Below are 25,751 nucleotides of genomic sequence, written 5' to 3' on the forward strand. Positions count from 1 at the left end.
GTATCGCTTCATTATTTCAAAACCTAAGAAAAGATTGAGGGCAATGGAAACCCATGTATCAAATCACATGGGGATTAAAACAAAAAAAGGATTTAATAGAATTGACATGAAAGGATTTAAATTGATTTTATCTTTATCTGCTTTGGCTGCATTTCATATAAATGATGTCAAAGCTCAAAGTGGCTACGTCGAAGACGCACTCCGGTTTAGCCAATATGGATCTAATGGTACCGCAAGAATCACTTCACTTGGAGGCACTGGCAATTCACTTGGGGGAGACTTAAGTAATATTCATAATAACCCGGCTGGTTTGGGTTTTTATCAAAATTCAGAATTTAGTTTCACTGCAGGATACAGTGATTGGAATGCCTCCACTTCACTGTTGGGGCAAACAGAAAACTTTAATAAAACAAACTTTTCTTTACCAAACCTTGGCGTGGTCATTAGTAGGGCAAAAGGCCCATTAGAAGTAGGCGATTGGCGAGGAGGCTCCTTTGGTATCAGTATCAATAGACAGGCTACCTATAACAACGATTTTGGCTATTTCTCCAACCAATTTGACCAAGGATCCATTTTAGATTATTACGTTGATGTCTATAATGATATAGGTGTCCCTGGTGGAACCGATGGTTTGTTTTTTGATGCGTTCCTCATCAACCCTGTTAGTGGAGGAGGATATGATTATTCTCCAAATGCTACGCTGGCATTAGAAAAAACAGAGAAGGTACAGAATGAAGGGACCATGTCTCAAATTGGATTTTCCTATGGAGGAAATTATAAAAACAAGTTATTTATCGGTGCATCCATAGGGATCAATTCTATATCCTATAGCTCTACAAAGACTTACGATGAAGAATTTCTAGATGACAATAACCAAACTTCCCTTTTAGTTCTTTACAAGAAAACCTAACCCTTACAGGTTCAGGCGTCAATGTTGGATTGGGAATTATTTACAAGCCAATAGACGAATTAAACGTTGGGTTAAATTTCAAATCCCCTACCTGGACGCAGTTTAACGAGGAATATGATGCAGATATATTTGCCAATTTCTTCCCCCCTTTCCAAGATCCAGAATTCGGGAATGTCTCTGAGTCAGATGCGCAAACTGATATTTTTATGAGTAGCTATAGTTTAAGAACACCGATGCGTATCGGAACTGGATTAACCTATTTCTTCGGTAAAAATGGATTCATTACTGCTGATGCGAATTTCCTGGATTACAGTTCAGCCAATTTGAGGTCAAATGTATTCAATACGGAACAAGATAATATTGAAATCAGTAACCTTTATGGTCAAACGATAAACTATAGTGTAGGTGGAGAGTTGAGAGTAAAAATGTTTAGGCTACGGGCTGGCTACGCCTATTTCGGGGATCCAATTAAAGATCCTGGAAACCTTGACAGAAGCACCAATCAAATCTCGGGAGGAGTAGGCGTGAAATTATCGGGCTTTAGTATAGACTTAGGACTTGTGAATAGTAAATTTAACAGTTACTATTCTTCATTCCCTGGTGCTGATTTAGCCATCACTGACAATAACAGAACTACTGGACTGCTAACCCTAGGGTTTAGTTTTTAACAAAGGCAGCCATTCAGAAATCAACAACTCAGGGGAACTGTCTTCTCCCCTGAGTTTTATTTTTGCCATTTCATAAAATACACTTCTTTGTGCATGCATGTTTTTAAGCTTTAAAATTATTTGAGGAGTATCCAGACTTGAGAACAAAGGCCTAATAGACACTTCAGTATGCGTTAGCCGCTGAAGTATACTATTTAAAGGCACATCCAAGTAGACTGAAACCCCTTTATTATTAATCAGCTCCATATTGTCATTGTAGCAAGGAGCCCCACCTCCAGTTGCTAAAACAAAGGCCTCTTCTTTATTAAGAATACCCTCCAAAACGGTTGACTCCAATTTCCTGAAATACCCCTCACCTTCTGTTGAGAAAATTTCAGCAATTGCTTTTCCTGCTGCCGCCTCTATTAAATCATCTAAATCATAAAAAGGCCAATTTAACTTTAAGGCAAGGGACTTTCCTAAAGTGGATTTCCCACTACCAGGCATCCCTACAAGTATGATTTTTTTTGAATCCATTATTTAAAAAATATGTTTTTCGCTATTTCAGGTGATGGTGTATTTCGGTAATGAAACTTTTTGAGAATGGTTCCCTCTTCCAAAAACACCAAACCCGGATTGGACCTAATGATGGTCTTTACGACGGTTGCATCTGCCATATAGTAACCAATATTAAGGCCTTTATCCTTAAGATAGTTTTTCATTTCCTCCTCCGAAGAAGCGGCTACCAAAATCACCTTTACTCCAGTTCCCTGGAATGAATTGATCAACGCACTAATCCTGTCCAGTTCGTTTACTGAGAGTACTATCTTTTCTATATTACTGGATAGGATCAATAATTTTTTACCTTGAAGAATTTCATCGGTATGATCTCCAGCATCACTCCAAACAGCAAAATCAGAAATTTTAGGAAGCACTTCAGGATTCTTCAAAGTCATTTCCAAAAAGGTATAACTTTCATCAGAAGGGTATTGATCAAATGAAACTTTTTCCCCATCCTTTTCCATAAGGTAAGAATATTTCAGCTCGGCCGATGGCTGCATCGCTTGATTGATATTGACGCCTTCTTTAAAGGCTCTAAAATCAATGAATGGAAGATTTCTAATGGCATAGATGGCCATAGTAAGGGAGATAACGAAAGTACCTATCGTTACCCATTTGCCAAACCGTGAATAGTTACTTGGCAGGTATTCTTTAAATACCAGCATAAATACAATTAACACCAATAAGACAATGTCTTTGTAAAACGACTCCCAGGGTGTAAGTTTTATAGCATCTCCAAAACATCCACAATCCGTTACTTTATTAAAATAAGCAGAATAAAAGGTAAGGAAAGTAAAAAACAGAATCATCGCCACTAAAAGGAAAATGGCGCGTTTTAATCGCCAACCAACGATAAGCATCACACCCAAAGCAACCTCCACCACTACCAGAAACACGGCTATGGGTAAGGATATCGCTTTCAAGGGTTCAAATATGGGGGTAATGTCAGTGGCAAAAACATCGAAATATTCTTGCATTTTTATAGAAGTACCAACAGGATCATTTACCTTGATCAGCCCAGAGAATATGAAGAGCCCTCCAACCAGCACACGAGAAATTGCTATTAATGTTTTAATGATCATTTTGATTTAATTTAATCATACAAAAGACCGCATAGTTAAGCATGTCCTGATAATTGGCGATTACTCCTTCTGACACGAGCGTTTGACCTTGATTGTCTTCAATTTGTTTTACCCGGTAAAGCTTCATCAGAATAATATCTGTAATTGAAGAAATACGCATACCTCTCCAGGCTTCACCATAATCATGGTTTTTATTGGCCAATAAATCTTTAGTATCCTCTACCCATTTGTCATATACAGGCTCCAATTCTTCAAATGTTAACTCCATCCTTGAATCGGCTGCCAAATCATTTTGCATCAATGCAATCAGGCAATAATTAATTATCCCAATAAACTCATCTTTAATAGGGTCCTCGACCTTCTGGGTCCCTTTTTCCTGAATGGACCTTATTCGTTGGGCTTTTATAAAAATCTGATCTGTCAATGAGGGAAGTCTTAGAATCCTCCATGCAGTACCATAATCTTGGGTCTTCTTCTTAAAAAGTTCTTTACAAAGGCCAATAACTTCATTATATTCGCTTGCGGTTTGCGTTTCCAAAGCACCGGTGTTTTATGTTAGAAAATTCACATTCAGTTTACAAGTTCGAAGATACTTTATTTCCCCCAAAAATAACACTTCAAATCAAAGGAAAGCTTTTTGCTTTGGACCAGCCTTGGATCATGGGGATAATAAATAGTACCCCCGATTCCTTTTACAATAAGAGCAGAACTACTGGTCAAGAACAGGATATTTTAGCGAAAGCATCTAAAATGATCGAAGAAGGTGCTCATATTTTGGACATTGGAGGCTATAGTTCCAGACCTGGTGCTGCGCCTGTATCAGAAAAAGAGGAACTTAAAAGAGTAATTCACGTTATTAAGAGTATAAAAGATAGGTTTCCTGACAACTTGGTTTCTATTGATACTTTCAGATCCACAGTTGCCAAAGAAGCTGTATTAGCAGGTGCTGACATAGTTAATGACATTTCAGGAGGTGGACTTGATGCTGAAATGTTTGATACAGTGGGTAGTTTGGATGTTCCATATATATGTATGCATATGGTAGGAACACCTCAAACAATGCAACATTTTTCTAATTATATCGATATCGAAAAAGAAATTTCATATTATTTTTCGGAAAAAGTTAAAAAATGTCATAAAGCTGGCATAAAAGATGTAATACTTGATATTGGATTGGGATTTTCCAAAACCTTGGAACAGAATTACGAGCTTATTAGAAATTTTTCTTATTTTAAATCATTAAAATTGCCATTGCTAATAGGGGTTTCCCGGAAATCCATGATTTATAAATTGTTAGAAACCAGCCCTGAAAAAGCGTTGAATGGAACTACAGCCCTACACATGGCTGCACTCATCAATGGCGCAAATCTTTTAAGGGTACATGATGTAAAAGAAGCAAACGAAACTTTAAAATTATATAAACAAATCTACACTTGAATTTACTCTTTAAAATAGGCTTTCTGGACATCTCTCTGGTAAACCTCATAGATATTACACTGGTCAGTGTACTCATTTATCAGGTTTACAAATTGATGCGAGGTAGTGTGGCCATTAAGATATTTTTAGGATTTCTCTCCATTTATCTAATCTATTTGGTTGTAAGTGCTGCCCAAATGGAACTCCTTACAATAATCTTGGGGCAGTTCATGGGTGTAGGTGTATTGGCTGCTATTATTTTATTTCAACAAGAAATCAGGAAGTTTCTCCTCATTGTGGGTAAGTCTTCCATATTTTCAAATGAAAACCTATGGCAGGAATTATTGTTTTGGAGAAAAAGAGAAAGTCAAGCCTTCAATGTCACCCCATTAATAGAGGCGTCTAAAACCCTATCAGGTTCTAGCACCGGAGCATTGATTGTACTGTCAAGAAATTCTGAATTGAAATTCTATGCAGAGAGTGGGGATTTGATAGATGCTTTGGTTTCAAAGCGACTCTTGGTATCTATTTTTAACAAATACAGTCCCCTACATGACGGTGGGGTAATTATATTTAATGGTCGGGTAAAAGCAGCAAGGTGCATACTACCTGTCACAGAACGTGAAGTGCCAGCTCAATTTGGGCTTCGCCACAGAGCGGCCATAGGCATGTCTGAAGCTACAGATTCTTTAATACTTATTGTATCAGAAGAAACTGGCCAAGTCTCTTTGGCCAAAAATGGAAAAATACTTCACAACCTCTCTTTCCAGGAAGTACGGGAATTGATAAACAATTACCTGACCGGAGAAGAAATTGATGATAAATTCGAGCCCCTCAATCAATCAGAAAGAAGGGCTGAATTGAAACGAATTTCCGAACTATAGCAATCAATCAATTACACCTAAGGATTTGCCTACTTCCTGAAATGCGTTGATCGCTTTATCAAGGTCTTCTATTTCATGCGCAGCTGAAAGTTGTACCCTGATCCTTGCTTGTCCCTTAGGCACTACGGGATAATAAAATCCAATTACATAAATGCCCTTCTCCAACAATTGATCTGCCATTTTTTGGGCCAGCGGTGCATTATATAGCATGATCGGTACTATGGGATGGGTTCCTTCTTTTATTGCAAAGCCAGCTTTCTGAATCCCGGCTCTAAAATACATCGTATTTTCTTCCAGCTTGTCCCTTAGTGAAGTTGTTTCTGTTAACAAATCAAAAACACCAATTGACGCGCCGGTGATTGCCGGTGCTAGTGTATTGGAAAACAAGTACGGTCGCGATTTCTGGCGAAGCATTGCTATGATCTCTTTTCTTCCAGAGGTAAAACCACCCGATGCACCTCCCAGGGCTTTGCCCAAAGTTCCAGTAATAACATCAATTTTCCCCATCACACCTTTAAGCTCATGGACTCCCCTACCAGATTTACCTATAAATCCTGTGGAATGACATTCATCTGACATTACCAAAGCATTGTATTTCTCTGCGAGGGCTACAATTTTATCCATTTGAGCAATTGTACCATCCATTGAGAAGGCACCATCAGTAACGATCATCTTTTGCTTGGCACCTTTTTCGTCAGCGGCTTTAAGCTGCTCTTCCAAATCCTGCATGTCATTGTGCTTGTACCTAAAGCGCATGGCTTTACACAACCTTACGCCATCTATGATGGATGCATGGTTCAAAGCATCAGAGATAATCGCGTCTTCTGCACCGAGAATAGGTTCAAACACTCCTCCATTTGCATCAAAAGCTGCTGCATAAAGAATGGTGTCTTCCGTACCCAAAAATGCTGTGATTTTATCTTCCAGGGTTTTATGAATGTCCTGCGTTCCACAAATGAACCTTACGGACGACATCCCATAGCCATGGCTATCAATGGCAGCTTTAGCCGCTTCTATTACTTTTGGATGACTAGAAAGGCCAAGGTAATTATTTGCGCAAAAGTTTAATACTTCACGACCACCCTCAAGAGTGATTTTGGCTCCTTGTGGGGACTCAATAATCCTTTCATTTTTGTAAAGTCCTTCTGCCTTAAGGCTATCTAATTCTTTCTGAAGTTTTTCTTTTAATGTGCCAAACATAAGTCTGAAATCTGTTAATTAATGGGAACAGTTGATAAGGTTTCAATAGAACCTAAACTTACGATTTTTAAAGATTAATGACACATAATTGTAATAAAATTCTGAAATTGGCATTTATAACACACTGAATCAAAATAAAGCCAATGGACAAAATACTAGTAACTGGATCTGCAGGGCAGTTAGGAACTGAACTTATACAAATGCTTTGTGAGGTCTACGGACCTGATGCAATCATTGCTTCTGACATCAATCACAATGCTGCGAAAAAATTTCCTTTTTGTTCATTTATTGCCCTGGATGTTATGGATCAGGTGAGTTTGAGGAAAGTAATTATCTCTGAGAATGTTACGCAGGTTTATCATCTTGCCGCGGTATTGTCAGCCTCAGCTGAACAAAAGCCACTTATGGCTTGGGATTTGAACATGGACAGTTTGTTGATCTTACTTGACTTGGCCAAAGAACTAAAGTTGGACAAAATATTTTGGCCTTCCTCAATCGCTGTATTTGGTAAAGAAAGCCCTAAAGAGAACACTGGGCAAAATTCAGTACAGACACCTAACACCGTTTATGGGATTTCAAAAATGGCAGGTGAAAGATGGTGTGATTATTACCACCAACACCATCACGTAGACGTACGAAGCATTAGATTCCCAGGTCTTATTGGCTATAAAGCAAAACCAGGAGGAGGTACCACCGACTATGCCGTAGACATCTTTCATAAAGCAATAAGTGGAGCGTCTTTTCAGTCCTTTCTAAAAAAAGACACCCGATTACCGATGATGTACATGCCGGATGCTATTCAAGCCACTTTGGACTTAATGGAAGCGCCAAAGGAAAGCATCACAGTTAGATCCAGCTACAATCTGGCGGCCATGAGTTTCACTCCGGAAGAGATTTATTTGGAATTAAAAAAATATTATCCGGATTTTAGTATAAATTATGTTCCGGATTACCGACAGGAGATTGCCGCAAACTGGCCCCAAACCATCGATGACCTTCAAGCCAGGAAAGACTGGAATTGGCAGTCAAAATTCGACTTATCACAAATGACTAAAGACATCTTAACAAACCTCCCAAATTGGCTGGATAAATTCTAAACTCCATGAAGAACCAACTTATACTTGTTCTGGCGCTTTTAACTTTTGCTTGCGACAGCCCTACAGAAGAGAAAAAATACGAAGGAGAAGCTGAGCCCCTCACTGAAAAAGAAATCGTTCTTGATAACACAGGAACTACCTGGATGTATTATTCGGGAGTGCTTCCCTGCGCTGATTGTTCAGGAATTAAGACTGAATTAAAGCTTGAAAATAGTCCAGAGAAATTAGAGCGCAGCTATGAATTGACAGAAACCTATCTTGAAACCAAAGACGGTGACCGTAAATACGTTACTACTGGGATTTACGAAGTCATTTATGGCCTTGAAGACCAGCCTGGAGCCATGGCCATTAGGCTTTTAGATGACAGTTCATCAACTGTCAAAAGTTTTTCACAAGACAAAACTGGGAAACTCACCCTTCTGGACCAGGACGAGAAAACCATTTCTTCCAAGCTCAATTATTCCTTGGAAATGGTTAGTCCATAAACAGAATAAGCAAAACCTTAGGAAACGAATTTCAGTTCATATTGTACTTTTCTTTTCGCATTGGCCAATATTCAAGCTTCTTTTGCTTCTATTCCTATCAGATAAAGACCCATTAACTAAAAAAATAATGTCTCGGTACATTCTGTCATTCACAATTGTATTGCTGCTGTCCTCTTGTTCCAAATCAATACAGCCTAGGTTAGTTATTCCTTTTTCGGAAAATGAAATAACACTTGATGGCCAAATTGACTCACAGGAATGGGGTCAAGCTGCCTATATTGAGCATTTAATTGCTCCCTGGGAAAACAATTCCACGGATAAAACAGAATTCAAGGCTTTTGTATCTGACCATTATTTCAATTTTAGCTTTCAGGTTTCTGACCTTACCCTGGTTACCATCCCTTTTGAAAAAGAATTGTCTGTGGCTGCTGGAGACAGGGTTGAATTGTTTTTTTCTAACAATAAAACTTTGAAAAAGTATTATTGTGTTGAAATGGATCCAAATGGCAACGTGCTTGATTATGCAGCTAAATTTTACCGTGACTTTAGTGAGGCATGGGATTTTGAAAGTATAAAAGTGGCAACCAAAATCACGGAAGCAGGTTATGTTTTGGAGGGTAGAATCGCCCTAGAAGAACTTAAGGAATTGGGAATCTCAAACCCTTTTTATTTGGGGATTTTCAGAGCAGATTTTAAAAAACCACATGGGAAAGCGGTTAGCTGGTATTCCTGGATAAATCCCAATAACCCGACACCTGATTTCCATATCTCATCAGCTTTTGGAGAAGCTGAATTCATAGAAAAAACCAAATAAATCCCTTCGTTCTCGGTGCCTATTCCATGGAAATAGTATTCCCCCCGCAATTAATAACTTCACATCTTAGTGGAAAGCTAAACTTGATGAAAAATTGAGAATATAGCATTACAAAGAAATCCTATCCCAACTTCCAACCCATTGCAACGGTCAGCTTTTTAAATTATATTGACCCTTCTAAGCAAAGGTTCCCTGTCAAAGGAATAACGTTAAATGCAATATTTTAAGTATTTTGTTAAATCCGCTTAACTGGGTTGTAGCTTGGCCAGAAAGTCAATTAAAAGCCCTGACCAATAAACCCTTTCAATAACTGTATTGTCAATTAATTCCTGAAATAAAGCTATTTAAATGAATTATCACGGACAATCCACGTCAGAAATATATCAACAATTGGAGACCAGCACTCAGGGGTTGGAAAATTCGGAAGCTGAAAGAAGGCAAAGAAAATACGGCAAGAACGAACTGGCTCAGAAAAAGAAATTTTCAGTTTTTAACTTATTGCTTCATCAGTTTAAGGATGTGATGATCTTTATTTTGCTTGTAGCAGCATTAATTTCTTTTGTTGTCGGAGACAGCTCTGATACCATCGTGATTTTAATCATTGTTGTACTGAATGCTGTAATCGGTTTTGTACAGGAATATCGTGCTGAGAAAGCCATGGAAGCTTTAAATAAAATGTCCTCCCTTCATGCGACCGTTCGCAGAAGTGGAAACATTGTGCAGATACCTGCTATTGAAGTTGTACCTGGCGATCTTGTACTACTTGAAGCTGGGATGCTAGTACCTGCTGATCTTCGCTTGATAACAACCCATGCTTTAAAAATTGAAGAAGCATCACTCACAGGTGAATCTCATGCCGTCACCAAATCCACTGAAGCGATCACCGCTGATGATGTCCCCCTTGGCGACCGCTTAAACATGGCTTTTAAGAGCACAGTAATAACCAATGGAAGAGCCGAGGGAATTGTTGTGGCCACAGGCATGAATACAGAAATTGGGCGAATTGCACAACTTCTGCAAGAGGAGAAAATAAAAACACCATTGCAAAAACGATTGGCTAAATTTGCAAAAACATTGTCTTTTGCAGTTATAGGGATTTGCATTGCACTTTTCTTCACCGGTTGGATGCGTGGTGAAGAAGCAGTACAAATGTTGCTCACAGCCATATCCGTTGCAGTGGCGGCCATTCCCGAAGCATTACCAGCTGTAATTACCATTGCTTTGGCCCTTGGAGCAAAACGCATGGTGCGCAAAAATGCACTCATCAGAAAATTACCTGCTGCCGAAACTTTGGGAGCTGTAAGTTATATATGTACGGATAAAACAGGGACGATCACCCAAAATAAAATGACAGTGGTAGATTGTTGGGTATCCCCAGAAGCCAAAAAAGTCGCTGATTTTAATCCAGAAGAATTACTAATTCTGGCAATGGAGCTCAATCATGATGTTATAACGGATGAAAACAACAAACTGAAAGGCGACCCAACCGAAACAGCTTTGGTTGATTATGCTCGAAATAACAAGAATTATAACAAGCAATGGCGGACTGATTTTAAACGCTCCTATGAATTCCCTTTTGATTCGAAACGAAAGAAAATGACTACGGTTTACCCACTGAATGGAAGTTGGTTGGTGGTGACAAAAGGAGCGGTAGAAAGGCTACTCACAATATGCAATGCAAGTAATGCCACAGAAATAAATACTACTACAGAAAAATACGCCAAACAAGGAAAGCGAGTATTGGCTTATGCGCTTAAAGTAATTGACCAATTGCCCCAGCAATTAACGGTAGAAAATTTTGAAAGTGAATTATCATTTATTGGCCTAACCGCCATGATTGATCCACCTCGACCAGAAGCCATTCAAGCCGTTGCGGATTGCCATACTGCAGGAATTACACTGGTAATGCTAACCGGAGATCATCCGATAACCGCGAAAGCCATTGCTACCGAAACTGGGATTTTACAGCAGCCTACAGACAGGGTCATCACAGGCACTGAACTTGCTAAATTTTCGGAGCAAGAATTTCAAGAAAACCTGGAATCCATAAAGGTATTTGCACGTGTTTCTCCCGAGCAGAAACTGAAAATTGTAAAGGCGCTTCAGGGTAAAAATCATTTTGTTGCCGTCACCGGAGATGGGGTAAACGATGCTCCTGCATTAAAACGGGCAGATATCGGCATTGCAATGGGCATTACGGGAACTGATGTATCAAAAGAGGCCGCCGATATGATTTTATTGGATGATAATTTTGCTACCATAATACAAGCTGTCCGCGAAGGCCGCAGAATATTTGATAATATCCGAAAATTCATAAAGTATATCCTAACAGGTAATAGCGGTGAAATTTGGACAATTTTTTTAGCGCCACTTCTCGGTTTACCCATTCCTCTTATACCCATACAAATCTTATGGGTTAATTTAGTCTCAGATGGTTTACCGGCCCTGGCTTTTGCTTCTGAACCAGCTGAAGAGAACATTCTAAAACGCCCTCCTAGAAAACCAAATGAAAGCGTATTTTCTGGCGGCATTGGCATACATATTTTATGGGTAGGGTTACTTATGGGTGCGGTGTGTCTCGGAACACAGGCTTGGGCCATTCACGTAGAGAATCCCAAATGGGCAACCATGGTTTTTACAATCATTAGCATTTCACAATTGGGACATGCTTTGGCCATACGAAGCAATGATAAATCCATTTTCACATTAGGATTTTTTGGCAACAAGCAATTGGTTATTGCTGTTCTGGTAACAATTGGTTTACAGTTAGCTGTGATTTATCTACCATTTTTGCAAAGTGTTTTCAAAACCCAAGCCCTAACCTTTTCAGAATTAGCGATATGCCTAGGTTTATCAAGCATCGTATTTTGGGCTGTAGAATTCGAGAAATGGACAAAAAGGCTTAAAAAGAAAAATGCATCTTCAGAAAAACAGCTATAAAAGGCCATTCCCAACAATGAGCAACAAAGGACGTATGCTAATTATAATTACGTTTAGGTAAAAGGATATAAAAACTAATTGATAAATTAGACTTAAAGAACAACAATCTCTCTCCTAATAAAAGAGAGCAACAAGCAAATACAATTGAATGGACAATAATGACTTACTAAAGAAATTCTACACCTCCTTTTCAAAAGGTGACAGCAAAGGAATGGTCGAATGCTACCACAAAGACATCGTATTCAAAGACCCCGTCTTTGGAACACTCAAGGGAGATCGCGCATTCAAAATGTGGGAAATGTTGCTTTCCAATAAAAAGGCGGATACGAAGATTAGTTTTGACATCAGGCGGGTTTCTGATGAAAGAGGCAAGGTAAACTGGGTAGCAGAATACGTTTATGGCGAGAAAAAAAGAGAAGTAACCAATAAGGTTAGTGGAGAATTTAAATTTAAGGACGAAAAAATAATTGAACATATAGATTCCTTTAATTTGTGGAAATGGACCAAACAAGCGATGGGAATCGTAGGTTATTTGATTGGCTGGACCCCATTTATGAAAAGTAAAATTCAAAAAACAACCAATAAAAGATTGGATAAATTTATTGCTGAGCAAAGTAAAAACTAGATACCGTAGTATTCATCCCTTTTAACGAACCAAAACAATGTGATCCACCTGAAGCCCTCATCCCGTTGCTTAAACAAAACTTAATGGCGGCATAGGTTTGTCATGACAACTGTGGTCGAATACTGATTCCCAATTCCATTCATGAAAGAATGGAATTTAAATTTGCTGAAAAGCGGGTCTTCAACGAAGCAGTTTATTATATATCAAAGGTCTAAAGATCCCAAAAGGTGTTAATTCCTCCATTACTGGATAAAATATACCCCATGAAAAATTCAATTTTTATCATCTGCATCCTACTACTTTTCGGCTGCAATCAAGAGCGTACTATCGAAGACGATGAATCTCGGCCGAATATCATTTTAATAATGGTAGACGACTTGGGCAAGGAATGGGTCAATCATTATGGAGCAGAGGACATCTCCACCCCCAATATTGATGCATTGGCAGAAAGTGGCGTATCCTTCAACAATGTTTATTCCATGCCTCAATGTACGCCCACAAGGGTTACCTTATTAACGGGCCAATACCCTTTTAGGCATGGCTGGGTAAACCATTGGGATGTCCCACGCTGGGGAGGAGGCGCACATTTCGATGAAACAATGAATCCGTCCATTGGTAAGGAAATGAAAAAAGCAGGTTATACAACCTGTATAGCAGGTAAATGGCAAATCGATGATTTTCGAGTTGAGCCAGATGCACTGACAAAAAATGGCTTTGATGAATTTTGTATGTGGACTGGTTACGAATCAGGAATAGAAGCAAGCGCTAACCGCTATCAAGACCCTTATATCTATACAAAAGAAGGCAGTAAAACCTACAAAGGAGCATTTGGACCTGATGTATTTAAAGATTTCATTATTGACTTCATAGACCACAATAAAAAGAAACCATTGTTTATTTACTTCCCAATGGTCCTGACACATACACCCTTCGTGAATACACCAACAGACTCCGCTACGGACAATTTGGGAAAGCACAAAGCCATGGTAAAATACACTGATCGAATTACCGGTGAGATAATTCAGGCGCTGGAAGACGCAGGCATCCGAGACAATACCATTGTCTTTTGGACCACTGACAATGGTACAACTGGAGCGATCACAGGTAGAAGAAATGGGGTAGATGTAAATGGAGGAAAGGCAAAAACAATTGAACCAGGAATCAGTGCGCCATTTATTGCCAGCTGGCCTGGGACAATCAAACCAAATAGGGTTTCGAATGCATTAATTGACTTTACTGATTTTTTCCCAACTTTTCTTGACTTAGCAGAAGCAGGACCACAAAAAAAATTGACTGGTGATGACAATTCCTATAAAATCGATGGCCATTCTTTTAAGGATGTTTTACTGAATAACAATGAAGAATCAAACCGCGATTGGATCCTTGGTATGGGCGGAGGAAACAATGCCGCGCTCACCCAAAATGGGGTTGAAAATCAATACCTGTTCAGAGATAGGGTATTGCGAAACAAAAGGTTTAAACTGTATATCAATTCTAAAAGAGAGCCCGAAAAATTCTTCGATTTACTTGAGGATGCTGAGGAAAGCAAAAACCTGTTAGACAGCCTTAATTCTGAAGAGCGAAAAAATAACTTCAACGAACTTTACGAAGTTATAGCGACTTTCCCTGAAAAAGACAATGACCCCAAATATCATCCAAATCCCTCTCAGGCATGGGATGTAGAAGTTACTGAAGAAAGTCAACTTTGGAAAAAGTAGGCAGAACAGTCATTTGAGTATTATGCCTACTTTATAACAGCCAAAACATTTTACAATAACGCTTCCTAAAAAGCATCACTAGTCATTATCCCTGCCCACCCAATTGATTGCATTGCTTAGGATTTGTTGAAACTCAGGAGTGCTAAAAGACTTGGCATCATGACCTAAGAGCGTTTGAAAAACCCTCCCTTCACCATAGTTGTACACCCAAGCCAATGGTTCGTCCTTTCCTGTAACCGTAGAACGAGCACTAAACAAAGGCACAATTGGTTGATCCCCTTTTTGATTAAAATACAATTCATCAAAAGTAGAGAAATCCTTTACTCCTGAAGTAATAGGATGCTTGCTGTTTGAAATATGGACAGAAAACTCTCCATATTTATCGTGTCCACTATCGGCATCGTGATCCCAAATCCTACGCACTATTTCCCTGTACTCGGGCCAATCCGATTCTCCTGCATTTGGAAGAGAGGAATGAAACGCTCCATTGGCAAAATGAAGCACCATTAAGCCTCCTCCTTGATTCAGGTAATTTACAAATGAATCCTTTGATTTGTCTGAGAGTTGGTTGGGGTCTTCCCAATTCGCATAGTTTAAAATTAAAGCGTCATAATCATCTAGGTCATATTGAGAAAGATTTTCAATGTTTGTTGAAATGTCCACATAGAAATCACTATTGCTTTCAATGGCAGATTTAATGAGCGGAGATGTTTCCTGCCAGGGGTGTGCAGGATGATGATTCCCCGTTAATAGCAATGCTTTCCGTGACTTTTGATAAAGGTGCTGGGTTACTTCTTCATCTTCATAAAACTTTGCTTCTACTCCACTCGTGGGAACGTCGGCACCTGCAGCCCAGACGATTCCATTGAGGATCATTTTTCTGTAATTGGCATTTTTCCAGTTGGAATAGAAATGCCCCATGGTGGTGCTAAAGCCCCTACCGCCATCTTGTCTTTCAACTGCCCAAGCTACGGTGTTTCCACCCTCCTCTCGTCCTCCTAATGCTGGCAACTCAGCTATTCCCTTTAAGCGATTGTCAGGGTCTTGAAAACGAATATTGTAATAATATTCGTCTTTCAGTTTGAATGGTTGAAGGCCGGATAAAATGGGGTGATCAGCATTGGGGAATACAAGTTCACTCTCCATGGTTTTAATTGCGGAATACCAATTTCTTTCCCCTTGATCATCTTGCCAATCAAAATAACCCCTCCCCAATCCAAAACTTTTTCACCCATTTCGTCTGAAGCAAAAGTTGAGAAATGAATCAGCGACAGACCGCAGCCCCTATCCATCTGCCGCTTCATTACTTCCATGCGATCATTTGTCATGAATGGCACTTCATCAAATAAAGGACCATCACGGCCATCAGAAATATACAATATAAGGTCTGCATCTTCCAGGGTTAAAGGATCCTCTGGCCACCCATTAAAATGGATTTCAGTGGCTATTCCCTCCACATTGGAATTGTCCAGCATGGTTTTCATCAGCCTGACAGACTTAATGTATTCATGGGCCTTAGGGCCATGACTTTTTGGACCTGCTATCAACACTATCTTTTTTGCTTTCACAAGTGGGTCAAAAGCCACTGCCTCAGCAGGCAGGCTAGAAAAGGTTAAATAAAGCAAGAACAGTAACTGAAATGGAATAGATTTACTCATAATATTGACTGAATTTATACGCATTTTATTGTCTTTTTCATCCACTACAGGATCTTCAATTTTAATCCTCAATCCCAATAGCTAAGGTAACTTATAAGCGATATAGGCATCACCTGTTTTTCCTCCAAGTTTACCTCCACCTGTAGCTGGAATAACGATATATTGTTCCCCATCAACGGAATAAGTACTGGGGGTAGCGTAACCTCCATAAGGCAACTTCGCTTCCCATAATACGGCTCCTGTTTCCTTGTCAAATGCCCGAAATTTCTCATCTCTTGTTGCAGCCACAAAGACCAAGCCCCCAGCTGTTACGATAGCGCCACCGAAATTTTCTGTCCCAGTAATCGGATGCCCCTTTTCTGTGAGTGCTTCGTATTCACCCAAAGGCACTTTCCACTTTATCTTCCCTGTGCTGAGGTCCAAGGCATTGAGTGTTCCCCAAGGTGGTGCTGTGGCAGGATATCCATCAGGGTCTAAAAACTTGTTGAAGCCAAGCGACCTGAATACGGGTTTGTTATTTGATGCTTCGTCAACAGAAGGGCTTTCATTTTCTAACAAGAAATTGATCAGGTTGGTTAAATCTTTACCTTCAATCTGCGCAAAAGAAGGCATGCCATTTTTGCCTTCTTTAATAATTTTAACAAGCTCATTGGCTTGAAATTTGGTTTTTAACTTCAAAAGATTTGGCAATTCACCTTGCCCCTCCCTGTCAGCTCCATGACATCCTGCACAGCCCATCTTTAAATAAACGCCTTTCCCTGCAGTCACCTTTACTTCACCGCTTTTATCTGCATTAATATTCTTCATTTTGATTACCCATGCCAACTCATTGGCGTTCACAAACAAGACGTTTTCTTCTTCATCATAGGAACCTCCTCCCCATTCAGCTCCTCCATGAATGCCATAATAAAGGATATTCTTTTCCGATGGGGGAATAAACCAGCCTGCATCAGATTCGGAAAAAATGCCTTTTGCATAGGCTTCTGCTTCAGGAGTTCTTAAAGTTAAATCTGCCTCGGTAACAACTTGTTTTGAAAATGGCTCCGGCCATTTGACTAAGGGTTGGGTCGGATAGGCAAATTCACCTGGCAACTTTGAAGGAGGCACAGGCACTTCTTCCACTTCAGAAAGCATATCTCCATTAAGTCTATTAAAAATGAGGGTATTACCTGTTTTAGTCAACTGAACGACTGCCGGGACATTTTCTCCCTCTTTAATAAAATCTATTATGATTGGGGCTGCTGGCAAATCTAAATCCCAAAGATCATGGTGAATGGCCTGGTAATGCCATAACCTTTTTCCCGATCTGGCATTAAGTGCTACTATAGCATTTCCGAAAAGATGCTTTCCTTCATTTTCTGGTCTAAAGAAATCGTTCTTTGGTTGACCAGTAGAAAAATAAACAATTCCGTTCTCTTTGTCTACAGACAATCCAGCCCATGAATTTACCCCTGCACCAGTTTTCCAAAAATCAGGATCTCCCCATGTTTCATGTCCAAATTCCCCTGGCTTTGGAATAGTGTTGAAAATCCACTCTCTTTTACCTGAATGAACATTAAAAGCACTTACATTGGAAGGAGAGCTCCAACTCATCCCACCGACAATTACCAAATCCTCAAAAACAGCTGGGGCACCAGGGGAAGTTATTCCCATTTGCGCTTCAGGTTTTACCAAACCTATATTAAGGTTAGCCCTACCATTGTCTCCAAAGGATGCTACAGGAATCCCTGTCAACCTATCCACTGCAAAAAGATAATTCCCTACGGTGTAAAGCAGCTTACTCTCTCGTTCAGATTCCCAGAAAGCAATCCCTCTATTAATGCCTCCAAATTTTTCACCATCCCGTGCTGGGTTAAATCTCCAAATTTCCTTCCCATTTGTTGCATCTACAGCGATTAGTTCTTGCCCGGGGGTAGTGATATACATTATACCTGATATCACAAGAGGGTTGAGCTGAACATTCCCCGACATGTCTCCTGAATTATAAACCCAGGCAACCTCGAGATTTTTAACATTCTCTTTATTTATCTTATCTAATAAAGAGAATTTTGTTTGGCGAGAATTGCCTCCAGGTTGATCCCAATTCACATATTTATTTGCTGTGCTGAAGCAGGTGAATAAATAGGTCAAAACACCGATAATAATTAAAATTACCAAAAAGATCAGGCGCTTAATTCCATTCATACTTTAAAAATCATTTGGGTTTATTCAGGAATTATCAAACATTTAACTCCTCCAGAGTTAAAACTACAATAAATAAAAATATTCAATGTTGGTTTTCCAAATTTAATGCAAAGTTCAGCAATCCCTACTGGTGAATTAAAAAAATCAAGCATAGATAGCAAAAGGAAGTTTGGATATTGGGCCTGACCATTCAGTCCTTTGTGGAATTGGTATTATTGACTAAAAAAGTACTGCGTTATCCTGTTACCTTTTTCCTAAAAAGCAACAAACATAAAAAACAGCCAACCTGAAAACAGGTTGGCTGTCCAACTAATAAACCCAATTAACCAAACTCTAATTTATTTTTATATCCTCTACATTTTTAAAGTAGATTTTATTTTCAGCATCTAAGTCCACCAACACGGCTCCATCATTAACAACATGCCCACCCAAGATTTGTTTAGACAATTCGTTAAGAACTAGTTTCTGCATGGTTCTTTTCAATGGTCTGGCACCATATTGAGGATCGTATCCTACCTCTCCCAAATAATCCAACACTTCCTGAGTAGCATCAATTTCTATACCGGATTCAGCCAATCGCTGTTGAATCTCTCTCCATTGGATATCCACAATTTTTCGAAGAATACTTTTGCTGAGAGGCTCAAACATGATGGTCTCATCAATCCTGTTCAAAAACTCAGGCCGCATTGATTTCTTCAACATATTGAAAACTTCTTCTTTTGTAGTTTCCAACACTTCCTCCTTATTCTCTTCGGTAATGGTTTCAAAACGCTCCTGAATCAAATGTGACCCTATATTAGTGGTCATGATGATAATGGTATTTTTGAAGTTGGCTATCCTACCTTTGTTGTCTGTAAGCCTTCCATCATCCAAAACCTGCAAGAGAATATTGAACACATCTGGGTGAGCTTTTTCAATCTCATCCAACAATACCACTGAATAAGGTCTCCTTCTGACTGCTTCAGTAAGTTGCCCTCCTTCATCATAGCCAACATAACCTGGAGGCGCTCCTACCAGCCTACTAACAGAGTGTCTTTCCTGGTATTCAGACATATCAATTCTGACCATTGCATTTTCATCACTGAACAAATATTCAGCCAATGCTTTGGCCAATTCTGTTTTTCCTACCCCAGTAGTACCAAGGAAGATAAAAGAACCAATTGGTCGTTTGGGATCCTGTAAGCCTGCCCTACTTCTCCTCACAGCATCTGAAAGGGCTGTAATGGCTTCTTTTTGGCCAGCTACACGTTTCCCAAGCTCTTCCTCCAAATGAAGCAATTTTTCCCGCTCGCTTTGAATCATTTTAGACAATGGAATTCCAGTCCATTTGCTCACTACAGCAGCTATGTCCTCCGTATCCACTTCTTCCTTCAGCAAAGGAGATCCTTCTTGCATATCCTTCAATTGCTGCTTAAAAGACTCAAGCCTTTTCTCACTTTCGACAATTTTACCGTATCGGATCTCCGCTACTTTACCAAAATCGCCACCTCTCTCAGCTTGTTCTGCTTCTATTTTAAACTTGTCAATGTTTTCTTTCTCTCTTTGAATCCCCTGAATAACAGCTTTCTCACTTTCCCACTTGGCTTTAAGTTCTTGCCTTTTTTCTGTCAGATCAGCCAATTCCTTGCTTAGAACAGTTTCTTTATCCCTGTTTTTCTCCCTACGAATTGCCTCACGCTCAATCTCTAACTGCATGATACGCCTGTTCAATTCATCCAACTCCTGAGGCAAGGAATCAATCTCCATTCTCAACTTGGCACCTGCTTCATCCATCAAATCAATGGCTTTGTCAGGAAGGTAACGATCTGAAATATAGCGCTGAGAAAGTTCCACTGCAGCAATTACGGCATCATCCTTAATCCTTACACCATGATGCAATTCATACTTGTCCTTAATCCCTCTTAATATGGAAATGGCATCTGCAACATCCGGTTCATCCACAATCACTTGTTGAAACCTACGCTCAAGTGCTTTGTCTTTTTCAATGTACTTTTGGTATTCCTTTAATGTGGTTGCCCCTATTGCATGCAATTCACCTCTCGCTAACGCTGGTTTTAGTAAATTGGCTGCATCCATTGCTCCTTCTCCACCACCTCCGGCACCTATAAGGGTGTGAATTTCATCGATAAAGAGAATGATTTCTCCATCAGAATCGGTGACTTCTTTGATAACGGATTTAAGTCGCTCCTCAAACTCCCCTTTGTATTTCGCTCCTGCAACCAAAAGCCCCATATCTAAAGATATAATGATTTTACTCTTAAGGTTTTCAGGTACATCTCCACTAACTATTCGCTGGGCAAGACCTTCCACGATCGCAGTTTTACCTACTCCAGGCTCACCCAAGAGAATAGGGTTGTTTTTCGTCCTTCTAGCCAAAATCTGTAAGACCCTTCTGATCTCTTCATCCCTACCAATTACAGGGTCTATTTTCCCTTTTTTGGCTAAGTCATTAAGGTTTTTAGAATATTTCTCTAAAGACCTGTATTTAGATTCTGCATTTTGATCAGTCACTTTATTTCCTTTTCTAAGTTCTTTTATAACTTCAATTAATCTCTTTTCATTCAAGCCCTGATCTTTCAATAGCTGTGCTACTTTCTCAGAACCTGCTAAAACACCTAATAATAGATGTTCAACTGCTACAAATTCATCCCCAAAAGTCTTGAGGTATTTTTTAGCTTGCGTTATTACGTCGTTGGTTGCATTGGACAAATAAGGCTGCTGCCCACTTACTTTGGGATATTTACTTATAATTTCATCCAGCTTTAGAAGGATTAAATCCGAATTGACACCTAATTTCTTGAACAAAAATTCGGTGACATTTGCGTCTTCTTGAATAATCCCCTTTAATAAATGTCCTGGCTCTATAAGTTGTTGCTGCTCAGAGGTACAAAGCTCCACTGCCTTTTGAATCACTTCTTGTGATTTTATAGTAAATTGCTTGAAATCCATATTGATCAGGTTTATTACTTATTTGTTGTTATTTAATATACTTTAATCAAATATGGAACCAAAAGGATTTTAAGCCCATTTCCTGCAATTATGTCCGATTTCGGACATGATACCACCAGAATTCAGCCGTTTTGACAGGTAATTGTTACATTAATAGGCAAAAGTCTATCCTCCGTTAAAATCGCTACTTAAAATTTCATTGTATTATTTACCTTTGCATCATGTTACCTATTCGGCCCATGAAAAAAATATTCTTTCTTATCTATTTTGGTCTTCTTATAAGCTCCTGCCAGGAGAAAGAAGAGAAGAAACCAAATTTTGTTTTTATCCTTGTGGACGATTTAGGCTGGGCTGATGTAAAGGCCAATTATCCCGAAACCTTTTATGAAACCCCTCACCTGGATCAAATGGCAGCTGAAGGCATGCGTTTCACCCAAGCCTATGCTGCCCACCCCGTATGCAGCCCAACACGTGCGGCGTTAATGACTGGCAAACATCCAAATCGATTAGGCATAACAGATTGGATACCAGGCTTCGATAAGTTTGAGGAAAAGCGCCCTATCTCCACCCCTGCTATTAGGGATGAACTTGCCCTGGAAGAAACCACCCTCGCAGAGAAATTTAAAGGAAACGGTTACAAAACCTTTTTTATTGGTAAATGGCATTTAGGTGAGGAGGAAAAATATTGGCCTCAGCACCAAGGATTTGATATAAATATTGGAGGATGGCGCGTTGGTGCACCACAGCTAAAAGAAGGGGTAAGCAATGGCTATTATTCTCCTTATGGCAATCCTAAATTGCCTGATGGCCCCGAAGGCGAGTACCTCACAGATAGATTGACTAATGAAAGTTTACAATTGATTCGGGAAAATTCAGACGAGCCTTTTTTACTGTACCTCTCATTTTACAGCGTTCACACCCCTATTCAACCCGCCCCAAAACGCCATGATTACTTTATCAATAAAAAAGAAAGTATAAACTTAGCCGAAGGACAAGCAGCCTATAGGCAAGAAGGCGATGGCCAAACCAAGCTGGTTCAGGACAATGCCGCCTATGCATCAATGGTGGCTGCTATGGATGAAAACGTAGGCAAAATCCTTAAAGAACTAAAAGACAAAGGTCTTGATGACAATACATGGGTTATTCTGACCAGTGACAATGGCGGTTTATCAACTTTATATGGAGAGGGAGCCCCCACTGCTAATGGCCCCTTAAGGGCGGGCAAAGGCTGGTGTTATGAAGGGGGAATAAGAGTCCCTTTAATCATAAAAGGACCAGGGATAAAAACGCCAGGAAAAGTCACTGATTTACCTGTTGTAAGCATGGATTTCTTCCCAACTTTACTCAGTATTGCTGGCGCTAGCTTTGATGAAACGGATGGGAAAGACCTTTCTCCATTCCTTAGGGGAGGAGAAGCTCCAGAAAGAGATGTACTCTTCTGGCATTATCCCCAATACCACGGGAGTGCATGGAAGCCTGGATCTGCCATCCGAGAAGGAGACTGGAAGCTAATTCATGACTATGAAAGCGGCGAAAACAAGCTTTTCAACCTTGAAAATGACCCTGGAGAAAAAGAGGATCTTGCCAATAGCATGCCGGATAAAGCAATTGCGCTACATGGTAAATTAATGATGGAATTGAAAAAAACAGGCGGTAAATTCCCTACAAATAAGTAGCATTGAAATTTATGCCTTTAAAATAAGCGTTAGGATTTTGAACCTTTAGCAGGTCAGTTACTGTTAATGACGGGTTCGAAACAAATCAAAATCATGCAGGTAGAAAAAAACAAGACATTAGAAAATTAGCACTCGATGAACTGGAGGCTTATTTTCTTTCTGTAGGTGAAAAAAAGTTTCGGGCAAAGCAAGTCTATGAATGGCTGTGGAACAAGTCCTTAAAAAACTTTGATGACATGAGCAATATCTCTAAATCCACCAGAGAGATATTAAAAGCCAATTTCACCATTAACCACATACTTGTAGACCAATTTCAAAGGAGCAGTGATGGCACCATAAAAAATGCCGTCAAGCTATTTGACAATAATATCGTAGAATCGGTGTTAATTCCTACTTCGAAACGAATCACGGCTTGTGTATCTTCTCAGGTAGGTTGCAGTTTGGATTGCAACTTCTGCGCTACTGCCCGGTTAAAAAGAATGCGTAACCTTCATCCTGACGAAATATATGATCAGGTAGTTGCCATTCAGGAAGAAGCCAGCTTGTATTTTGATAGGCCATTAACCAATATTGTCTTCATGGGAATGGGTGAACCATTGCTCAACTATCAAAATGTTCTTGCTGCCATTGACAAGATATGTTCCCCAGAAGGGTTAGGTATTTCCCCAAAGCGTATCACTTTATCCACAGTTGGCATAGCCAAGATGATACGTAAACTAGCTGATGATGAGGTGAAATTCAATTTGGCCCTTTCTTTGCATTCAGCAATCGACGAAACGCGAACAAGACTAATGCCGATCAATCAGGCCAATACAGTTGAAGATCTTGCTTTGGCTCTGAAATATTGGTACAGCAAAACCAAAAGAAAAGTCACTTATGAATATGTCATTTGGGACGGGATCAATGATGATGAAAAACATGCCCGTGCTTTGGCTAAATTCTGCAAGCATGTGCCATCAAAAGTCAATATTATCCAGTACAATCCTATCGATGAGGGAGAGTTTAGACAAGCCTCACCTGATAAGATTGAACTTTACCTGACTATTTTAGAGGCAGCTGGTGTAGTCGCCAATGTGAGGAAATCTCGTGGCCAGGACATTGATGCCGCTTGCGGTCAATTGGCTAATAAAAACGAATTGTAATTACTTTTAGGGGCTTTGGATTGGGCGCGTAACGCAATTGTTTTAACTCGGAATATGCAATAAGATTCGTGATGACTTTTCCTGATGTTTCTCAGGACATACTGTGATCACATGAAAAGCAAGATGTTTCGAATTTAAAGTGATTTCATCACGTAATAGATTATCTATTGCCTATTTCGGATTTAAGCCACTTATTGTAATGAAGCCAAACTTGATCATTGACAAGATCCTCCCTGCATTAAAGGAGAAAGATTACCCTTTATTTGATTTGGATTCCATCCTGAATATATCAGAAGTTTCTCAGGAAGATTTTTTTTCAGTCTATACGGATCTAGATGACTTTATTATAAAAGCATTCTATCAACTATGCGCTGAGGCAGATGGGCTTTTCGAAAAAAATGGGCAAAACCTTCGGCATCCTTACACAGCTTATTCCGCAATATGGATGAGCTATTAAAATTACATTTAAAGTATCGTTTTTTCCTTTTAAACCTCTTGGATTTAATTAAAAATCAAGAACTTATAAGAGATCGGTACTTGGATATGATCGCTGTAAGGAAATCCCAATTGATACACCTTTTCACCCAAATGGCGACCGAAGGACTATTTGTCAAGGAGAGGTTCCCTGGAAATTTTGAAAACCTTTCCACCCAAATATTCATGCTTGCAGATTATTGGCTTAGCCATAACCAGTCTGTTTTTGGGCCTGAAGATGTTCGCTTACCCTTTTACAGCAAGCTTATTTCCTCCATGATAGTACCTTATTTAACTGAAAAGGGAATGGCGGATTATAAAAATACATTGAGTTCTGAAAGGGAGCTAAAATTAGTTTGACAATCAAGCGTCTTTATTGCTGAAGTCAAATAATTTTCGTTTTTCTTCTTTAGAAAGGTTATCATAGCCCTTATCTGCAATTTTATCCAGAATGCGGTCAATTTCTTCCTGGGTACTTCTACTTGTTGACGCAGTAGTTGAGTCACTTTTCGTCGTTTTTTTCCTGGTAGATTCACCATCACGTCGGTAGGTAACCTTTACATTAGGCTTTTGTGAAAATAATTTCTCAAAAAACAGCCCAACAGTTTGTACAGGTTTACCCAAATCCACGCCTTTATTCAATTGAAGGATGTAAATAAAACCCATAGCGGCTCCTCCTAAATGCGCCAGCTCACCACCAGCATTGGCCCCAGCTGAATTTGCAAAGGCTACCAAAACATAGAAAATGGCGATGTATTTGATTTTAACTGCACCGATTAGAAGCAATTGAAATTGAGTATCAGGACGGAGCGTAGCTGCTGCCACCACGATGGCATATACTCCAGCACTTGCCCCAAGCATTAAAGCACCATCTACTTTATCACTAAAATAGGGCGCAATATTATAAATGATCACATATAGTAATCCTCCAGCGATTCCGCCAAGGATGTACAAATTAACTAGTTTCCTACTGCCAAGGTATTCCTGAACCAATAACCCGAACCAATAGAGAAACAACATATTAAATATAATATGAAAAAAGCCTTCGTGCAGAAACATGTAACTTATGATGGCCCAAGGCTGCATAAGAAACTGAGAGACTGAAGCAGGCATCATGAAAAAGGAAATGATGGAGCTATAAGTAGCTTCTGACCCACCTATAGTCAAAAACACCCTAAGCACCATTAATACCAAGAAAGCCAGTAAATTAATCGCTATAATCTTGTAAAGACCATTGTCTTTATGGTCAAATGCATGTCTTATATGGTACCAAAACCCTCCGTACATAT

The 25,751-nt window shown here is 39.5% G+C and carries 23 protein-coding genes; 14 read left to right on the forward strand and 9 right to left on the reverse strand.

The genetic code is table 11. The features are described 5' to 3' along the window. The first annotated feature begins 106 nt into the window (after positions 1-106). Both ADICYQ_RS28450 and ADICYQ_RS28455 read left to right on the forward strand, forming a co-directional pair. Positions 107-910, forward strand: a complete 804-nt coding sequence (locus tag ADICYQ_RS28450) for a hypothetical protein (RefSeq protein ID WP_235114531.1) — start codon at positions 107-109, stop codon at positions 908-910. Positions 911-939: 29 nt separating this feature from the next. Then, positions 940-1,578, forward strand: coding sequence for a PorV/PorQ family protein (locus ADICYQ_RS28455; protein WP_020888724.1), 639 nt, complete (start codon positions 940-942; stop codon positions 1,576-1,578). On the opposite strand, the gene ADICYQ_RS09605 is transcribed toward ADICYQ_RS28455, so the two are convergent. The 3 genes from ADICYQ_RS09605 to ADICYQ_RS09615 are packed head-to-tail and all read right to left on the reverse strand — an operon-like array spanning position 1,561 to position 3,738. Beyond that, a complete protein-coding gene (locus ADICYQ_RS09605; protein WP_020888725.1) occupies positions 1,561-2,094 on the reverse strand; it encodes a shikimate kinase in 534 nt (177 codons plus the stop codon). The genes ADICYQ_RS28455 and ADICYQ_RS09605 overlap by 18 nt on opposite strands. Continuing rightward, positions 2,094-3,200: a BT_3928 family protein gene (locus tag ADICYQ_RS09610; protein WP_020888726.1), complete on the reverse strand. Its 1,107-nt coding sequence runs from the start codon at positions 3,198-3,200 to the stop codon at positions 2,094-2,096. The genes ADICYQ_RS09605 and ADICYQ_RS09610 overlap by 1 nt, the downstream gene beginning before the upstream one ends. Further along, positions 3,190-3,738 carry a DUF1599 domain-containing protein gene (locus ADICYQ_RS09615; RefSeq protein WP_020888727.1) on the reverse strand — a complete coding sequence of 183 codons (549 nt, stop codon included), beginning with the start codon at positions 3,736-3,738 and terminating at the stop codon, positions 3,190-3,192. Before ADICYQ_RS09615 ends, ADICYQ_RS09610 begins: the two co-directional genes overlap by 11 nt. A gap of 14 nt (positions 3,739-3,752) precedes the next feature. Here ADICYQ_RS09615 and folP point away from each other — a divergent pair, with 14 nt between their 5' ends. Together folP and cdaA are read left to right on the forward strand one after the other, a co-directional pair. Next, a complete protein-coding gene (gene folP, locus ADICYQ_RS09620; RefSeq protein ID WP_020888728.1) occupies positions 3,753-4,637 on the forward strand; it encodes a dihydropteroate synthase in 885 nt (294 codons plus the stop codon). Beyond that, complete coding sequence (gene cdaA / locus ADICYQ_RS09625; protein ID WP_020888729.1) at positions 4,634-5,500, forward strand: diadenylate cyclase CdaA; 867 nt, start codon at positions 4,634-4,636, stop codon at positions 5,498-5,500. Before folP ends, cdaA begins: the two co-directional genes overlap by 4 nt. A 3-nt stretch (positions 5,501-5,503) precedes the next feature. On the opposite strand, the gene kbl is transcribed toward cdaA, so the two are convergent. Further along, the gene (gene kbl / locus ADICYQ_RS09630) at positions 5,504-6,700 is read right to left on the reverse strand and encodes a glycine C-acetyltransferase (RefSeq protein ID WP_020888730.1); all 1,197 of its coding nucleotides are present in this window, start codon (positions 6,698-6,700) and stop codon (positions 5,504-5,506) included. A gap of 143 nt (positions 6,701-6,843) precedes the next feature. On the opposite strand from kbl, the gene ADICYQ_RS09635 reads away from it, so the two are divergent. From ADICYQ_RS09635 to ADICYQ_RS09660, 6 genes are all read left to right on the forward strand, one after another. After that, positions 6,844-7,797: an NAD-dependent epimerase/dehydratase family protein gene (locus tag ADICYQ_RS09635; RefSeq protein WP_020888731.1), complete on the forward strand. Its 954-nt coding sequence runs from the start codon at positions 6,844-6,846 to the stop codon at positions 7,795-7,797. A 5-nt stretch (positions 7,798-7,802) separates the two neighbouring features. Continuing rightward, positions 7,803-8,282: a copper resistance protein NlpE gene (locus ADICYQ_RS09640; protein WP_020888732.1), complete on the forward strand. Its 480-nt coding sequence runs from the start codon at positions 7,803-7,805 to the stop codon at positions 8,280-8,282. A gap of 127 nt (positions 8,283-8,409) precedes the next feature. Next, positions 8,410-9,096, forward strand: a complete 687-nt coding sequence (locus ADICYQ_RS09645; protein ID WP_051160161.1) for a sugar-binding protein — start codon at positions 8,410-8,412, stop codon at positions 9,094-9,096. A gap of 348 nt (positions 9,097-9,444) precedes the next feature. Beyond that, entirely contained in the window at positions 9,445-12,036 is a 2,592-nt protein-coding gene (locus ADICYQ_RS09650; protein ID WP_020888734.1) for a calcium-translocating P-type ATPase, PMCA-type, read from the forward strand. Between the two features lie 148 nt (positions 12,037-12,184). Beyond that, positions 12,185-12,661, forward strand: a complete 477-nt coding sequence (locus ADICYQ_RS09655; RefSeq protein ID WP_020888735.1) for a nuclear transport factor 2 family protein — start codon at positions 12,185-12,187, stop codon at positions 12,659-12,661. 263 nt (positions 12,662-12,924) lie between these two features. Then, on the forward strand, positions 12,925-14,379 hold the full coding sequence (locus ADICYQ_RS09660; protein ID WP_040415503.1) for a sulfatase family protein: 1,455 nt from the start codon (positions 12,925-12,927) through the stop codon (positions 14,377-14,379). A gap of 78 nt (positions 14,380-14,457) precedes the next feature. On the opposite strand, the gene ADICYQ_RS09665 is transcribed toward ADICYQ_RS09660, so the two are convergent. From ADICYQ_RS09665 to clpB, 4 genes are all read right to left on the reverse strand, one after another. Beyond that, positions 14,458-15,525: a ThuA domain-containing protein gene (locus ADICYQ_RS09665; protein ID WP_040415424.1), complete on the reverse strand. Its 1,068-nt coding sequence runs from the start codon at positions 15,523-15,525 to the stop codon at positions 14,458-14,460. Continuing rightward, positions 15,456-16,109, reverse strand: coding sequence for a hypothetical protein (locus ADICYQ_RS09670; RefSeq protein ID WP_152520476.1), 654 nt, complete (start codon positions 16,107-16,109; stop codon positions 15,456-15,458). Before ADICYQ_RS09670 ends, ADICYQ_RS09665 begins: the two co-directional genes overlap by 70 nt. A gap of 9 nt (positions 16,110-16,118) precedes the next feature. Beyond that, a complete protein-coding gene (locus tag ADICYQ_RS09675; RefSeq protein WP_020888739.1) occupies positions 16,119-18,221 on the reverse strand; it encodes an outer membrane protein assembly factor BamB family protein in 2,103 nt (700 codons plus the stop codon). Between the two features lie 333 nt (positions 18,222-18,554). Next, positions 18,555-21,170: an ATP-dependent chaperone ClpB gene (clpB, locus tag ADICYQ_RS09680; protein WP_020888742.1), complete on the reverse strand. Its 2,616-nt coding sequence runs from the start codon at positions 21,168-21,170 to the stop codon at positions 18,555-18,557. 239 nt (positions 21,171-21,409) lie between these two features. Here clpB and ADICYQ_RS09685 point away from each other — a divergent pair, with 239 nt between their 5' ends. The 4 genes from ADICYQ_RS09685 (at position 21,410) to ADICYQ_RS09700 (ending at position 24,822) form a co-directional block, all read left to right on the forward strand. Then, positions 21,410-22,846: a sulfatase gene (locus ADICYQ_RS09685; protein WP_040415427.1), complete on the forward strand. Its 1,437-nt coding sequence runs from the start codon at positions 21,410-21,412 to the stop codon at positions 22,844-22,846. Positions 22,847-22,962: 116 nt separating this feature from the next. Beyond that, the gene (gene rlmN, locus ADICYQ_RS09690; protein ID WP_040415430.1) at positions 22,963-23,988 is read left to right on the forward strand and encodes a dual-specificity RNA methyltransferase RlmN; all 1,026 of its coding nucleotides are present in this window, start codon (positions 22,963-22,965) and stop codon (positions 23,986-23,988) included. A gap of 199 nt (positions 23,989-24,187) precedes the next feature. Further along, complete coding sequence (locus ADICYQ_RS09695; protein ID WP_020888745.1) at positions 24,188-24,445, forward strand: hypothetical protein; 258 nt, start codon at positions 24,188-24,190, stop codon at positions 24,443-24,445. After that, positions 24,430-24,822 carry a TetR/AcrR family transcriptional regulator gene (locus tag ADICYQ_RS09700; RefSeq protein ID WP_040415433.1) on the forward strand — a complete coding sequence of 131 codons (393 nt, stop codon included), beginning with the start codon at positions 24,430-24,432 and terminating at the stop codon, positions 24,820-24,822. The genes ADICYQ_RS09695 and ADICYQ_RS09700 overlap by 16 nt, the downstream gene beginning before the upstream one ends. 3 nt (positions 24,823-24,825) lie before the next feature. On the opposite strand, the gene ADICYQ_RS09705 is transcribed toward ADICYQ_RS09700, so the two are convergent. Further along, positions 24,826-25,749: a rhomboid family intramembrane serine protease gene (locus ADICYQ_RS09705; protein WP_020888747.1), complete on the reverse strand. Its 924-nt coding sequence runs from the start codon at positions 25,747-25,749 to the stop codon at positions 24,826-24,828. Positions 25,750-25,751 lie beyond the last annotated feature (2 nt).

It is taken from the genome of Cyclobacterium qasimii M12-11B (assembly GCF_000427295.1).
Classification (GTDB): domain Bacteria; phylum Bacteroidota; class Bacteroidia; order Cytophagales; family Cyclobacteriaceae; genus Cyclobacterium; species Cyclobacterium qasimii.